The sequence below is a fragment of the Paenibacillus koleovorans NBRC 103111 genome, from assembly GCF_004000845.1.
Classification (GTDB): domain Bacteria; phylum Bacillota; class Bacilli; order Paenibacillales; family NBRC-103111; genus Paenibacillus_AA; species Paenibacillus_AA koleovorans.
This window is the reverse complement of sequence record NZ_BIMA01000061.1, coordinates 26,147-40,612: the sequence shown is the minus strand read 5'-3', so window position 1 is coordinate 40,612 and position 14,466 is coordinate 26,147. Positions and strand designations below refer to the sequence as shown.

The following is a 14,466-nucleotide window of genomic DNA, read 5'->3' as shown; positions in this document are numbered from 1 at the left end:
CCAAAGTCAGCTCCTGTTTGTTAAGGAGCTCATTTTTTGCCCGACTTTCGATAATTCTCTATTCATAAAGTAGAGCGCCTAAATGGCGCCGTGCAGAGCTTCCTGGACGAGGTGGCCCTGGAGAACGTCAAGACGCTCCCCGAGCTTAACGACTGGTTCCACGTGTGTCTCACCGAATGTTACCAGAATAAGCCGCATGCCGCGCTCGCGAACAAGCAGACACCCGAAGCGGCGTTTCGAAGCGACCCGGCAGCGCTGCAGTTCGTAGATCCCCAGCACCTTGCAGATAGCTTCCTTCACGCGGAACAGCGGAAGGTGGACAAGGCCGGCTGCATTAGCTTCCACGGCAAGAAGTACGAAGTCGGGCTGCTGTTCATCGGACAATCGGTACAAGTCGTCTATGACCCGGCAGATCTCACGGAAGTGACGATCGAATACGAGGGATGCACGCCGTGGAAAGCACGGGAGCTCGTCATCGAAGAACGGTCAGGCAAGCGGCCAGCCCTTCCGGAGCATCTGCAGAAGCAGCCGGCAGCGGAATCCCGCCTGTTGCGCGGTGCCGAGCGGAAGCATGACGAGCGCACACAAATCCAGACGCCGGCCGTCTCCTATCGCATGCTGAGGAAGGAGGCTGGCCAGGATGTTTGAACCTTTCTACGACATGACCCGTACGCCATTCGCGCGAGACATTCCCGTGACCGAGCTTATCCGGCGAGTGCGATGGAAGAGCTGCTGGACCGTCTACAGTACGCGGCTGAGCGCCAATTATTCGCCGTCATCACCGGCGACTGCGGGACGGGCAAGACGACGACAGTCCGCCGGTTCGCCGCCATGCTGGATGTCGCGAAGTATAAGCTGCTGTACCTGTCGGACTCCAAGCTGACGCCGCGCCACTTCTACAAAGGGTTGCTCGAACAACTCGGATGCGAGTCGAGGTTTTACCGAGGCGATGCGAAGCGTCAGTTGCATCGCGAAGTGGAGCTCATGCGCGGGATTCACCGACTGGACCCGGTTGTCGTCGTTGATGAAGCCCAACTGCTCGATCGGGAGATGCTGGAGGAAGTGCGCTTCCTGCTCAATTTCAAGATGGATGCGCAGAGCCCCATGGCCCTGATTCTCGTCGGGCAAAGCGAGCTTTGGGACAAGCTGCGGCTTCAATCCTACGCCGAGATTCGCCAGCGGATCGACCTGCAGGGCAAGCTGCCTTACTTCGACCGCTCCCAAGTCGGTGAGTATCTGAAGCGTCAGTTCGCGTATGCCGGCACCAATCATGAGATATTCTCCGATGAGGCGGTGAATGAAGTTTACCGTTTCTCGGGCGGATCGGCCAGACTCATCAACAAGTTGTGTACCCACTGCCTCATCTACGGCGCCCAGATCAAGCGCCGCATTATCGACGATCATATGGTGAAGCACGTGATTCAGGGTGAATGGTCATGATCGAGCCTTGGAACCGGATGGCGTACGATCAGGAAGTGAATAGTTGGTTTGTCCAGTTCGAGGAGAAAGCGTATTCCCTTTATTGCGGGGAGTGCTTCGAAATTCGCATTGGGGATCACGGCATCCCGTGTCGGATCGAGCTTGACCGTCATTGGTACGTAATCTTGCGAGAAGCCCGATTTAACTTGAGAAACAACGACATTTACCAGATTCGATTCGTTTAACAGATACGGGAAAGCCAATTCATCTTGGCTTTCCCGCACATCGTATCTATGGACATGATTACAATCAGACCTTGGACAGCTAACGCGATCATTTTCTGGACACTTTGGATTAGCTGTAACAGAAGGGGGAACTGGAACAGTAAAAGGAGGGCTTGCGCCATCCAATGAAGTTTCAGTTCTCTACTCTACTGGGCTGAATTGTCGTACTCGGGCGTTGTAGGGTAAGCTGGTCTATCGGTGGGTTTTGCGGATGAGAAATTATAGTATTGAGTGGCGTCGACCCTTACATTATCGGGCAGGTTTCAAAAGCTGATGACTTTTTTTCTAGGGGTAACGTGGAACTTATGATTTAGTACCTTCATTTAGATGGAACGTCGGATGCTGGGAAACTGGCGCGTCCGGTGTGAAGCAGGGGGAAAGCTGGAGATAAAATCAAATGCTTACCTATTGCGACCAATACTTCAATGTACAACAGGCTGCAGGCGGTAACCGGCGGCCTGTGTTGCATATGGGCAGGATAGTGGAATAAATATTTCCCACAATACGTTCCTCTAGCGGGATTTATGATTCTTTCGTGGTGGGCCCTAGGATGATTACCTACTCAAATAAACTGTTTCAATAGAAGGTCATTAGATAACCTCTATTTTATAAGGAGCAGATTACGAAGACAATCTAACGTTAGCGGTAGCGCTACTTAAATTTCTTTAAAGCAGAATCCTTTAGTTTCATAAATCTATCATCCTGTTCAGCTAAGCTTTTTTCACCTAAATCACTACCATCAATATTGATTTTTCCTTGATTCAATGCATGAATCCAATAAGCTTGGTTTTCCTCTGACCAATTTAAGAAGAGTACATATTTTTGCCCAGACAATAGAGGACTATATTCATCTGCGAGAATTTTGGTTTTGCCCGGTACTAGTCCATTATCAACAGTGAAAAATCTTTCAATTACTGGGACTGTTTTGGGGTTTTGTTCTTTTCCTGTTGTATTTTTAAAAACTTTATTCACCTTAACTTCCGTCACTGTATATGAATCGGTATAATCTCCGGTTTTTACTGTTTCTTTATTGATGGATGTTGGCGTCGCTTCAATGATTAGAGAAACGTCCTTTGCAAGTTGATCAGCATCTTCATAAACCGCATGGTTATATAAAGCACCAATTTCTTCCTTAACTATTCTTTGGTCTGCGAAATAATATCCTGTGCCAATAATACTTAAGGCAAGAACTGAGCTAATAACGATACTTTTTTTCATCTTTTCGTCTCCTTATAACTACCATTTATATGCTAAATGATCTGCATCAGTTGAAGTTGGGGAAGATAAACTAAATTGTCCACTCTTCATCCAATGGTCTCCGGAATGGGCCGGATAAGTTTCAAAGTGACTCAGGCCAAGAGCGTGTCCAATTTCATGTCCTGTATTCATACATCTTTCTTCCCAAGTCCACCCTGACATGTTTGTGGCATCTAGTACAATTCTTGCAACGTCATAATTTGTACCACTGGTAATAGAGCTGACAGCTACATTTGTCAGGCTACTACCAGACCGATTCCAATAACTTGTTTCTCCAAAAACTCCACTGCCTAAGGATCCAACGTAAACTTTGATTTGAGCAAGAGAAGCATCTGTGATTTGCCAAAGGTTTGCAGTTGAGTTTGAAACGGCGCTCCAATTTGTAGCAGCATTTGCGACAGTGTCCGTGTAGCCATTTGCTGATACTGAGGAATCCAGCCAATACTGAAACCCAGGCCCATTAGTATTACTTCCAATTTTGATGTGAGCTGTTCCATAGTCAGCGTTACTAATTGAAGTTCCGAATAAAGTTAATACCACCAATGAAGCTATTGGTATTATTGTTTTTCTTCGGTTTTCTGCGGATAATGATCCGGCTAAAACATTTCTAAAACGGTGATTCAATTTAAACGCCTCCTACTTTGTATATTTATTACAAATTCTATATTAATGTATATGTCGTGTCGAATACCTTTCAACTTGTTAACATTGATAGTTTCACTCGATAGATAGCGAAAAATGTTGATGGATCGCTTTACAAATGCCATGACTGACCACTCGGGGAATTTACGAATAAGGCATCAAATTAGGTAAGAACGCAAGCAGGAGAATACCGTGTTCGAAAATGCTTCTCACAAGACTACATACCCGGTCAACCGGTGGGCATTATCAATTATTAGCAACAATTGTATTTAAGAGATATCCTAAGCCCCGAATAGTAATAAGATATTTTGGTCTTGATGGGTTTTCTTCTATTTTTTTGCGTAATCTATTGATGTATACGTATAAATTACTATCTGATATTGTTTCATCGTATGTCCATACTGATTGTATTATATCTCTGCTAGTTACTGGACTTCCAAATGAGTCTATGAGCGTTCTTAGTATCACAAATTGTGTCATTGAAAGTGGAATGCAGGTATCATCCCTCATTAGACAACAACGTTTAATATCAACATAAAGCCTGTGTGCTAAGAATACTTTTACGTTAGCTATTATTATCTCCTCCCACTAAAAAGTAATGTTTTCGCCCGTTTTCTCGCTTATTCTCACGATTTCAACTTTGACAGCTTAAGAGGTTTCAGGTGGGGCTGGTAGCCGCACTGCGATTTTCTGTAAGGACGTAGGCAGGAACAGAGCTTAGGAATGGTTCGTTTCCAAAGCTGTGGATTACTGGTTGATTCGCACAGTGGATCTCCATATCTTCCCTTGGGGTTTACCCTCCCATGTCACACCGGGTCTATGCCCTTACATTCCTTCGTTCTACCTCTCAAGGGGTGGAGGCCGACTCTTGCTCCTAAACGGGGTCATTGCCCTTATGGATATTGATCCGTCGGCTTCTCCGGTGCTTCCGTTGTCTCGGTTATACACATGTGAATAAGTCGTTTTACAGGCGAATGCTTCTTGAATTTATGCAGCCTCTAGCTGTAGCTGGTGTTGCCGAGCGGGGCCCAAGACGTCGATCGCATTGTAAACTCGTTGTTTCGTCCCCAGCGTGTACAAGACACAAATGAGTTTTCCGCACAGTGCGATGAGCGACTGTTTCTTCTTGAGCGGATTCTGGCTTCGTGTGGTGTAGTGCTTGTGGAGCGCTTGGAACGCTTCGTTCTTGGCCACCAGAGGCATCACCGCGCGGAACAGCAGCGCTCGTAGGCGTGACCGTCCTCGCTTGCTCATCCCTGTCTTGCCCTTCCGCTTGCCGGAGCTATTCTCTTTGAGGTTCAGCCCGGCCAGTCGAATGATTTGCTGACCATGATCGTAGTTGTTTAAGTCCCCGACTTCTGCCAAGAACCCGGCTACCGTAATCGCTCCAATTCCCGGCACCGACAGCATTTCTGCCGCTCCCGGAATGTTCTCCAGGATTCCCATCACCTGCTTCATGATGGCTTCTACTTGTTCGCTAAATAAGTCAAACTGCGCTAGCAACGTGCTGAGCTCTATGCGTGCGGCGATCACTCCCTCGGTCAGCCCGATGGAGGACGTAGCGGCGGCATACAGCTGTTCTGCTCGTTTGATACCTACGCCGCGCTTCACCTCCGTCTTCCAGTGGGCCAGAACGTCTCTGGCTCCCTTGGCGGTAATGTCCGCCGGCAGCGGGAACGCTCGCATCGTCATAAGCGATGCCTTACCATCCCAGTCTTTAAAGACAACGCCGTACTCCGGAAAGAACCGGTCGAACCAATTGCCGATCCGACCCTTTACTTGCGTCAGGCTGGCTGCTACCTTCTCCCGAAGGTTCATCAGGATGCGCAGTTCTGCGTATTCCTTCGTCGGCAGCTTCGGCTCGGAGTACTTCCCATTTCGAATGAGATCTGCAATGACTTTGGCGTCCTTATAGTCGCTCTTCGTTTGCGAATTGTCTTCCAGCTCTTTTGTCTTGTTGACATGATGCGGATTGACGACGACGACCTGAATGCCTTGTTCTTGCAGAAATGCGGCTAGCGGAAACCAATAGTGTCCGGTAGGCTCGATGCCAAACACGATGTCCGATTTCCCATGCGCCTGTCCAAGCTCCTTCATCCACGTTGCTAGCTTCGTAAGGCCTGCCTGATCGTTATGGAACACACAGTCTTTCCCGAGTTCAATCCCGCGGAAATCTACAGCTCGAGCTACGTGGACCTTCTTCGCTATATCCGCGCCTACCACAAGCGTCGTTTCGGTCATTCTTGTTATTCGTTGATTCTGTTTCTGTTTTAGCTTATGCTTCATGTTGAGTGCCTCTTTTCGTATATGGGTTTTGTTCTTGCCGGAACTTTCCCAGTGTACTAAAGGCGCTCTTTTTCTTCAAAGCTCAAATTACTTCATTACAGGAATGGCTCCTAATCATTGTTCGAAAATAGCAATTCTCTCGGAATTATCAAACGCCAGAGTGTCTGGGTAGTCCCGATACTCGACGACCTCCTCCTTCTCCCTTTTAGATATTCCGACAAACAAATAGATCAGGATCAAAATCGCAATTCCAAGTATAGCATACATCAAGAAAAATATGGTAACAAGACAATGAAGGATTTTCGATTTTTGTCGTGTTGATCCCTCCAACAGGGAACACCACCTTCGTATGCGATTCAAGCAACGCCAGTGCTATCCGCGGATTCGAAGGATGAACATTGGGACATCGACAATGTCCTATTCCACCTTGGCCTAAGGCGCTTGAGTCCGCGCAACGGTCGAGTGACCCAAGTATCGCTTCGTTGCGAAAGGAGCTGATCGATGTCATCCGATGCCTGCTGCATTGCTTGACGCGTCGGGAGAAGGAAGTGTTCGAACGTTTTTTTCTGGATCAACTGCCGCTCCAAGACATCGCAGCGCTACTCAATACCTCAATAGCCAGCATCTACAACAGTATTTCTCGCTCCCGCCAGAAAGTATTGCATGAAAGGCTCCGTGTTCACGTTAGTGTTTATATCGAAAAACGAATGACACTTGGCAAACCGAAGCGTAAGCTTCCGGCTCAGCCTTGTGTTCGGGTCGGATGGAAGGACGATGAATAGTGGCTGGAAGTCCAAGAAATGATTTCACATGGAACTGCAATACCGACACCGAAAGTATTTACAGCATGGTGCAATATACGGACAAAAAAGAACTGTTCCATACGGATATCATGGGTTTTACCGCTCATGCATTCCGAATTATTATCGATCGCGAAGAGGTAGAAGTAGGCAGCTACTCTTTTTTTGATTGGCAACTGCGGCATGCGGAAGCCTTGATGAATTTAGGGTTTACGGTAAGGACCACGGGCAGGCAGAGTCATATCGCACCGACACCAGAGGAACTCGAAATTGCACTAGAGATGATCCAAACGAGTTCGGATGCGGGTATTCACGCATTAAGCTGGGATTTGTTCATACCCGAATGGGGGGTGATCTACGGGTATGATGATGAAACCCGTATGCTGCATTGCCGTGACGTTCGCCGAGATAGCGAAATTCCCTATGAGAAGCTGGGGTGGTGAGGTGACAGGACTGTATTTGCTAGGAAATACCTGGATAATCCGAACGGAAACCGAGCTCGATGATGGGTCTGAATCTAAGCAAGAGGGTATAGTTAAGCCAAAAGTATTTAGGAAAGAACGTCCTTATATGGGACTCCAAAGAAGCCAATAAAAAAAATGAAAAGATCGCGGAACGCGTTTAAGCTTATTTTCGGAATAACTAGTAATTTGTCGCGGTGTTAACCTAGCGGGTAACGATTGTGGAATCTATCAGTATATCAACCTTTTACTTCACGACCGAGTGTAAAGTTTGGTTGAAGAAGTATTTGGCTAATCGTTTGGATTCTTGTAAAGCTTTATTTGTCACAGATACTAATCCAATTAAACGAATGGAAATTCCAACGCTCCGGTGGGCACTAAAGCGGCTTGCATATCGGGGCGATGTCGAGGCAAATGTATATCCCCATCGATTTCGTCACTCCCATAGTTATTGGGTTCAAAGTGTCAAAAGAAATGCTCATTATTATCTCATGAAGATGTGTTATAATGTACTTACGTTAGTACAGGAGGAATCAAAGATGAACAATAAAACGCGCAAAATAATAAGGGTTGGAAACAGCTTGGGAATTACAATTCCAAGTGAGATCATTGAAAAACAACAATTTAAGAAAGACGATATATTTAATGTAGAACTTGATGAAAACGGGAATATCGTTCTATCTCCAGTAAAGAAAGCTCTGCCGGAAGGCTTGCGACCAGAAGTTCTCAATATGGCACACAAGCTCATGGGTAAGTATTCAGAAGCGCTAAAAGGATTACAAGACCGATGATCTATCTGACCGTAGAGGAGATTATTTTCTTTAACACGATGCTCATTGAAGAACATGGTGGGAAAGAAATGATAGGTGTTAAGGATATTGGCTTGCTGGATTCCGCAGTAAATCGTCCTAAAATGACTGCATTCGGAAAAGAGCTCTATGATGATCCGTTTAAAAAAGCAGGAGCACTCCTGGAATCATTAGCAAAAAATCATTGCTTCCAAAATGCAAACAAACGTACCTCATTGCTGGCCATGACAACATTTCTTGCACTTAATGGATACATGTTTGAAATGGGGCAAAAAGAAATCGAGGATTTTATCGTAGATATTGTAGTCGGCAAATATAGCTTAGAGCAAGTGATTATGATTATTGAAGAACATTCACATCAAATGAGTGAGAATGATTGAATACTCATTTGGGGAGCAAAATGGGTGTCAGCCCCCGCTGTCTAAGGCTCCATGCCGAACTTATAGCCGAACCCGCGGATCGTCAAGATGTAGCTCGGGTTGGCCGGATCCGGCTCGATTTTCCGGCGGAGATGGTGGATGTGGACCATGACCGTGCGCTCGTCGCTCATCCCGTCCAACCTCCAGATTCGCTCGTACAGCTGTCCGACGCTAAATACCCGCTTCGGATGCTCCGCCAGATAGAGCAGCAGATGCAGCTCCTTGGCCGACAAGCCACCGGCTCGCCGTCGATCAGCACCTCGAGCCGCTTCTTGTGGATCGTCAGCCGTCCGTCCTTCCATACATCGGCGCCATTCACTTCCGCCGTCTTCGGACGCGCCGAGCGATAACGCCGCAAACCTGCCTGCACGCGCGCCACGAGCACCTCCGGCTCGAACGGCTTCGTCACATAATCGTCGCCGCCGATGTTGAGGCCGGCAATCACATCTTGCGGGTCTTTTTTGCTCGTAATCGTAAGGAAAAGGATCGGGATGTTCGACCGGTTGCGAATGTGCTGCACGAACGCCATTCCATCCATACCGGGCAGCATAATGTCCGAGATCAGCATGTCGTAGGCGGAACGCTGGAACAGGCTAAGTGCTTGCTCCGCCGAGCTCGCCGCATCTATGCGATACCCTTCCTTCCGCAAATAAAGGGCGACCAGCTCGGAAATATCAGGATCGTCTTCTATCAGCAATAGGTTGGTTTCCATAGTCTCCTCCTTCTAATGAGCTGAAAGGGGAGGTTCCGATTCTAGCGGGGAGCACGATAAAGAAGTCGCTGCCTTCCCCCGGCTTGCTGCTCACACTTATCTCCCCTTGATGCAGGTGCACGATTTCCAAGCAAATCGCCAGCCCGAGTCCGCTTCCCTTGCCCGCCTGACGAACGCCGGGGCTTTGGTACCGCCACTCGAAAATACGAGTGAGCTCGGATTCCGGAATCCCAATGCCGGTATCGGATACATGCAGGATCGCTTCACCGCGACTCGCACCACCGCCAATCGCACCACTGCTAATCGCATCGCTACGATCCGCTGCATCGCCAATCGCTTCAGCGCTATCCGCCTCACCGATTTCCGCTTCACGGCTATCTGCGACGGACGCCTGACGGAACTCGACCCACACCCGGATCATTCCTTCACGGGAGGAATATTTCACCGCATTAGCGATTAAGTTGGCGAATACCCGCTCGAACCGGAACAGGTCCAATCGGACGAGCAGCTCCTCGCCGGGCGGCAACGCAACTAGCGAGACATGCCGTTCCTCCTCGATCAAAGTAACCTCCTCCGCACTCGTCTCGGCGGCGTACCGCGCGCATAATTGGCGCACGAACGGCAGAAGCGGCACTTCCACTAGCTCCAGCCGAACATCGCCCGTCTTCAATTGGCTCAACTCCACGACATTGTCGATAAGCTTCTCCAGCATCAGACTGCGCTCATAGATGCGGCCCGCATAAACAGGCGCCTCCTTCTCCGACAGGACCCCCGTTTTGATCGCTTTAGCAAATCCTTTTATGGCCGTAATCGGAGTGGACAAATCATGATGCACTTCCGCAAGCATCGCGCTGCGCATCGTTTCGAGGCGGAGTAGCTCCTGATTGCCTTGCTCCAGCTGCAAATTCAGCGCCTGCAGGGAGGCCGTTCGCTGCCGGATCGTCTCTTCCTGCGACTCAATCACGAAATTTAGCTCAACTGACAATCGTTCCGACTGGGTGACCGCCCTCGTGAACATCAGCGATAAGTTCAACAGCTGGGTCAACAGGAAGAACAGCAGCCCGAACGAGACAAGCCCGCCGACCGGGACGAAACCGGTATAATAAAGGATCTCATAAATTACGGTGACGAAGAAACCTAGGAAACCGACTGTGTTGAAGCGCGATCCCATTCTTCGGCGCAAGGCGGCGCGTATGTAGACGAACATCACATAGAAAAAAACGGGAAGCAGCAAAACGATGATGTAGGGGACCAGCAACGCCACCCGCCTCGGCGGAGAGCGTCATCCAGCAACCGCAAGCCAGCAGCATCAGCAGCAAACAAGCACAAGCAGCTACTTTTCTCATGTGCTACGATTATCCTCCCTTTCCGGCAACGGCAGCTGCTTGCGATACTCATTCGGCGACATCCCGGTCGCAAGCTTGAACATACGGGTGAACGGGGTCAAGCTGCGATAGCCGACCTGCTCGGCAACGTCCTGCACCTTCAAATTCGACTCCAGCAGCAGCCGCTTCGCATGCTCCATCCGAATATCGTTCAGATACTCCTTGAAATTCAATCCCATTTTCTCTTTAAAATAGCTCGATAGATAAGTAGGAGAGATCTTCACCTTATCCGCCATCAGATCCAGCGAGATGTCCTCCATGTAATGCTCGCGAATATAGTGCACGATGAATTCGACGGTCGGGTCGACGCCACTTCGCCTAGCCTGCACAAGCTGTAAGGCGGTAACGACATAGCTCTCGATGCCGTCGAGGAAGAGCTCGTAAGTGAACAGGCCGGGGAGCCGGGCCTCCTTCTCCGGGAGCGTCCCTTCCTCGATGTTGAGCGAGCGCAGCACCTGCTTCGTGCGCAGCACCAGATCCGCACCGAGCTGCCGATAGTGGCAATCGTACGCTTGTCCGTCCTGCAGCTGCCCCACCATGCGCCTCACCAAAGCCAATGTCTCCTGATGATTGCCGGCGGTCAACTGCTGGAGGTATTGATGCTCGAGCTGAGGCGAAATTTGGGTATGCTTCGGCTCAGGGCCAAGCGACGTGAACACCTGGGGACCGTCCGCCAGCCGGCGTTGACGCGTCATGGCGTGCGCCTCTTCGTAGCTGACGGCAGGATCGGCGGTTTGCAAGCCGGCCGAGCTCACCCCAAGAGTCACCGTATAATAGGAAGTGTCTTGCTCCAGGACGGAGCAGATCGCGTCGAGACTCGGCCGGATCGTTTCCAAGCTGTCGGTGTAAACCAGGGAAATCACGATGTTGGACTCGGTCTGGATCGTCACGGTCGGCAGGTCTACATGGGACCACTTCAGCTCCACCAGCTCCCGGATATAATACGAAATTTTCTCCTTGTCGGTCGGCTCCTTGTCTATCGGCTCCTTATAGTGCAAGTACAACAGGACGAGCAGATACGGCCGGTCCAGCAGCTCCAGGTTCCGGTCGAAGGAGCCGGCGGATTTTATTTTGCGCAGACGGTTGGAGAACGTGTAGATGCTCATCATGGATTTGCTTTTGGTAGAGAGCAGCTGCAGGCGGTCATGAATAACATTAAGCTCCTTGATATTCGTATAGATTGCTTGAGGCTCCTCCGGGTTGCGCAGCAGTCCGTTCATCAGCCGTTTGAAAGGATTGTTGAGCGAAACGGTGATCAAGATCGAGACGAGTACACTGATCAACAGAGCAATGCTTACGATGGTAAAAAAGACGACATACAGCTGAGTGGCTTTGGCCTCGACATCCCATTGCGGGACCGTGGCGGTGTAAGTAAGTCCGGTTTTACTGCCTCTTTGATAGAACACGTATTGGTCGGCTTTTTTCTGAAACACATAGCCTTTCTCTCCGGCGCCGACCGTTTGAACGAGAGGAGGGACCTCGCCTGCCGAGGAGAAGATAGGGGTTTCTCCGTTGTAAATCGAGAAGACGCTGCTCTGGTTCGACACATACGTATTGTTCAGCAGCTGTCCGGAATGGATAGACGCGATGAAATACATGTTCGGCGCCAATTTATTTTTGACGATCGCGGCCAAACGAGGTTGCCCGGTCACCGCATTTGGAGCTATGGTGGTGGTGGGGAGAAGCTTGAAATAGTAAGACTCGCCGAACTGCTTTTGCCAGAAGCTGTGGTCCGCACCCTGAGCGCGCAAATATTTGGAAAATAAAAGCTCCGCCGAGGTGCTGCCCGTTCTTCCGACGGTCAAGGGGAAGTTGTTCAGATAGAGAACGATGTCCTCTATAAATAAATCGCCGTTCGTAATGACTTGCTCAGCCAAATAGGAGCTGATAGAGGGAAGGTGAAGCCGGGAGATGCGATCCTCGTCGCCGGCTTCCGCCTCCGAATACAGCCGCTGCACCTGCTGATTGAGATAAAGGTTGGTCAGGATTTGCTGGATGGCCGTGAAGCTTTGCTCGTACTTCTCCACGGTGTAGTTCAAGCTTTCTTCATGATACCCGATCAATTCGTCGTAATAGGAACGGTTCATAGAATAGAAGGCAATGAGGAAAAAAGTGGTCAGGAGCACAATGACAGCCATAAAGCCGGTCAATAATCGTGCGAATAACGATGTAGACCCGAGCAGGGCTTTCCATTTGGCTAATTGGCTCATCTATCCCACTCCCCTTTGTCAAACGCTAAACTTTAGGATTTCGGCTACTTTTTCAGATCGGGCGAATTTTAGTGAAATTCGCAGGAAATATGGCTTTCCCAGCGAGGTGCCGCTCTGTAATGTTGGCAGCAGGAGGCCGGTTCCTGAAGCCATATCGACATTATAGGAACCATTCGAAGCGTTTGTCTAGAGCCATTCACTACTAAACTCAAAGGCGGGGTTCCCAGGATGAGAACATCGAAGCAAAGATCAAAGAGGTTTGTGAAAGCGGTTGCCTTACTCTCCGGACTATCCCTTCTGGCCGCATGCAGCAACGAAGGAGCGAGCGGGGTACAATCGTCGCCGACGGCTGGCTCGCCGCTTCCGTCAACAGCTGCCGCTCCCAAGGTGAAGCTCGATAATCCGGCTACGGTAACGATGCTGACGAAGGATGCCAACCTGAAGGATGAGGCGCTGCCGGTTCTGAAATGGATCAAGGACGCCACCAACGTCAGCTTGAAGATGACGATTCCTGCCGGCAAATATCCGGATGCGCTTGCGGTTGCGATGGCTTCCGGCGACCTGCCGGATATCGTCTACATTGACGGGGAGGCCGGCGCCATCAAGTACGGGCAGCAAGGCGCGCTTCTGGATTTCAACAAGCATCTGGACAAGATGCCGAACTTGAAAAAGTTTTGGGAGAAAAACCCCGCTATGAAAACCAGGGGAACGAGCGCTACGGGTGAAACTTATTTCATTGTACATGACGGGGCGGGTTATACGAACCAGATGGCCTGGATGTACCGGGAGGATTTGTTCAAGAAGAACAACCTGACCCCGCCGAAAACATGGGATGAGCTCTACGACGTCTTGAAAAAGCTCAAGCAAGCTTACCCGGACAGCTACCCGCTCACCACGCGCGACGGCATTAACAAGATCAAAACGCTGGCTACGGCGTTCAATACGCATACCGACGTCTACAAGGACGAGGCCGGCGCTATCAAATTCGGCCCGATCAGCGACGGGTATAAGAAAATGATCGAGTACTACAACAAATTTTACAAAGAGAAGCTGGTCAACACGGACTTCCTGTCCAGCACGGTGCAGCAGTGGCAAGAAATGATGACGACGGGCAAAGGATTGATGACGATCGATTACGTGGGCCGCATCGAGTCGCTCTCCCAAGCGATTCCGGGCGGCGGCAAGCCGCTTGCCCTGATGGCTCCGCCGGCCGGACCGGGCGGCAAAGCGCTGCTGCCGAACGGCAACTACATGCTGGGCGGGTTCACCGTCTTCTCGAAGACGAAAAATCTCGACGCGACGCTGCACCTGATCGATTACATGTACTCGGATGCAGGGATGGAGCTCGTAAGCTGGGGCATCGAAGGGCAGAGCTATCAGAACGTAAGCGGCAAGAAGAAAATGAACGGTGCGAATCAACTGGAAAATCGGACGACCTTCGGGACGATGACCTTCGGCTCCTATGGCCGGCATGATCCGGATTCTTCGCTCTCTCTGGTTGCGGAGAACTTCCGCGGCGATTACAACGAGGCATTGAAATACGCGTATCCGAAAATCGTCCTGCCGCCAGCTTTCACGGATGCGGAGCAGGAAGTGATCGCGACGACTTATCAGCAAATTCTCAAAGAAGTGGACGCGAATTTGTCCAAATTCATCCTCGGCGATCGCCCCTTGACCGATTGGGACGCCTATGTGGCGGAAATCCAGAAGCTGGGCTTGCAGAAGGTGCTCGACATTTACAAGGCGGGCTGGGAACGCGAGAGCAAAAGGTAATCGAGCGGA

17 protein-coding genes are annotated in these 14,466 nt (G+C 49.9%); 9 read left to right on the top strand and 8 right to left on the bottom strand.

Annotated elements, in window-relative coordinates:
• The first annotated feature begins 90 nt into the window (after positions 1 to 90).
• The 3 genes from PKO02S_RS19625 to PKO02S_RS19615 all read left to right on the top strand — a co-directional run bounded on the left by PKO02S_RS19625 (position 91) and on the right by PKO02S_RS19615 (position 1,664).
• Positions 91 to 648, top strand: coding sequence for a Mu transposase C-terminal domain-containing protein (locus PKO02S_RS19625; protein ID WP_164821560.1), 558 nt, complete (start codon positions 91 to 93; stop codon positions 646 to 648).
• A 72-nt stretch (positions 649 to 720) separates the two neighbouring features.
• Positions 721 to 1,440 carry an ExeA family protein gene (locus PKO02S_RS19620; RefSeq protein WP_246067141.1) on the top strand — a complete coding sequence of 240 codons (720 nt, stop codon included), beginning with the start codon at positions 721 to 723 and terminating at the stop codon, positions 1,438 to 1,440.
• Entirely contained in the window at positions 1,437 to 1,664 is a 228-nt protein-coding gene (locus PKO02S_RS19615) for a DUF5348 domain-containing protein (protein ID WP_127585539.1), read from the top strand. The genes PKO02S_RS19620 and PKO02S_RS19615 overlap by 4 nt, the downstream gene beginning before the upstream one ends.
• 690 nt (positions 1,665 to 2,354) lie before the next feature.
• Here PKO02S_RS19615 and PKO02S_RS19610 read toward each other — a convergent pair.
• The 4 genes from PKO02S_RS19610 to PKO02S_RS19595 form a co-directional block, all read right to left on the bottom strand.
• Positions 2,355 to 2,921 (bottom strand): hypothetical protein, encoded by a 567-nt coding sequence (locus PKO02S_RS19610; protein ID WP_127585538.1) that lies wholly within the window; start codon positions 2,919 to 2,921, stop codon positions 2,355 to 2,357.
• 18 nt (positions 2,922 to 2,939) lie between these two features.
• Positions 2,940 to 3,584, bottom strand: a complete 645-nt coding sequence (locus PKO02S_RS19605) for a hypothetical protein (protein WP_127585537.1) — start codon at positions 3,582 to 3,584, stop codon at positions 2,940 to 2,942.
• A gap of 264 nt (positions 3,585 to 3,848) precedes the next feature.
• Complete coding sequence (locus tag PKO02S_RS33920; RefSeq protein WP_127585536.1) at positions 3,849 to 4,112, bottom strand: winged helix-turn-helix domain-containing protein; 264 nt, start codon at positions 4,110 to 4,112, stop codon at positions 3,849 to 3,851.
• Positions 4,113 to 4,589: 477 nt separating this feature from the next.
• Positions 4,590 to 5,888 (bottom strand): IS110 family RNA-guided transposase, encoded by a 1,299-nt coding sequence (locus PKO02S_RS19595; protein ID WP_127585535.1) that lies wholly within the window; start codon positions 5,886 to 5,888, stop codon positions 4,590 to 4,592.
• A gap of 398 nt (positions 5,889 to 6,286) precedes the next feature.
• On the opposite strand from PKO02S_RS19595, the gene PKO02S_RS33915 reads away from it, so the two are divergent.
• The 5 genes from PKO02S_RS33915 (at position 6,287) to PKO02S_RS19570 (ending at position 8,338) form a co-directional block, all read left to right on the top strand.
• Complete coding sequence (locus PKO02S_RS33915) at positions 6,287 to 6,670, top strand: RNA polymerase sigma factor (protein WP_127585534.1); 384 nt, start codon at positions 6,287 to 6,289, stop codon at positions 6,668 to 6,670.
• Positions 6,670 to 7,131 (top strand): hypothetical protein, encoded by a 462-nt coding sequence (locus PKO02S_RS19585; RefSeq protein ID WP_127585533.1) that lies wholly within the window; start codon positions 6,670 to 6,672, stop codon positions 7,129 to 7,131. Before PKO02S_RS33915 ends, PKO02S_RS19585 begins: the two co-directional genes overlap by 1 nt.
• The gene (locus tag PKO02S_RS19580; RefSeq protein WP_307720031.1) at positions 7,052 to 7,282 is read left to right on the top strand and encodes a DUF3977 family protein; all 231 of its coding nucleotides are present in this window, start codon (positions 7,052 to 7,054) and stop codon (positions 7,280 to 7,282) included. Before PKO02S_RS19585 ends, PKO02S_RS19580 begins: the two co-directional genes overlap by 80 nt.
• A gap of 406 nt (positions 7,283 to 7,688) precedes the next feature.
• Positions 7,689 to 7,940 carry an AbrB/MazE/SpoVT family DNA-binding domain-containing protein gene (locus PKO02S_RS32475; RefSeq protein WP_164821558.1) on the top strand — a complete coding sequence of 84 codons (252 nt, stop codon included), beginning with the start codon at positions 7,689 to 7,691 and terminating at the stop codon, positions 7,938 to 7,940.
• The gene (locus PKO02S_RS19570; RefSeq protein WP_127585531.1) at positions 7,937 to 8,338 is read left to right on the top strand and encodes a type II toxin-antitoxin system death-on-curing family toxin; all 402 of its coding nucleotides are present in this window, start codon (positions 7,937 to 7,939) and stop codon (positions 8,336 to 8,338) included. The genes PKO02S_RS32475 and PKO02S_RS19570 overlap by 4 nt, the downstream gene beginning before the upstream one ends.
• Positions 8,339 to 8,379: 41 nt before the next feature.
• Here the strand turns inward: PKO02S_RS19570 and PKO02S_RS19565 are convergent, their stop codons facing one another.
• The 4 genes from PKO02S_RS19565 to PKO02S_RS19550 form a co-directional block, all read right to left on the bottom strand.
• Positions 8,380 to 8,610, bottom strand: a complete 231-nt coding sequence (locus tag PKO02S_RS19565; RefSeq protein ID WP_127585530.1) for a winged helix-turn-helix domain-containing protein — start codon at positions 8,608 to 8,610, stop codon at positions 8,380 to 8,382.
• Positions 8,505 to 9,089, bottom strand: coding sequence for a response regulator transcription factor (locus PKO02S_RS19560; protein ID WP_127585529.1), 585 nt, complete (start codon positions 9,087 to 9,089; stop codon positions 8,505 to 8,507). Before PKO02S_RS19560 ends, PKO02S_RS19565 begins: the two co-directional genes overlap by 106 nt.
• A complete protein-coding gene (locus PKO02S_RS19555; protein ID WP_127585528.1) occupies positions 9,052 to 10,347 on the bottom strand; it encodes a sensor histidine kinase in 1,296 nt (431 codons plus the stop codon). The genes PKO02S_RS19560 and PKO02S_RS19555 overlap by 38 nt, the downstream gene beginning before the upstream one ends.
• Positions 10,348 to 10,431: 84 nt before the next feature.
• A complete protein-coding gene (locus PKO02S_RS19550; protein WP_127585527.1) occupies positions 10,432 to 12,684 on the bottom strand; it encodes a helix-turn-helix domain-containing protein in 2,253 nt (750 codons plus the stop codon).
• A gap of 228 nt (positions 12,685 to 12,912) precedes the next feature.
• Between PKO02S_RS19550 and PKO02S_RS19545 the strand changes: the two genes are divergently transcribed.
• Positions 12,913 to 14,457 carry an extracellular solute-binding protein gene (locus tag PKO02S_RS19545; protein ID WP_127585526.1) on the top strand — a complete coding sequence of 515 codons (1,545 nt, stop codon included), beginning with the start codon at positions 12,913 to 12,915 and terminating at the stop codon, positions 14,455 to 14,457.
• Positions 14,458 to 14,466 lie beyond the last annotated feature (9 nt).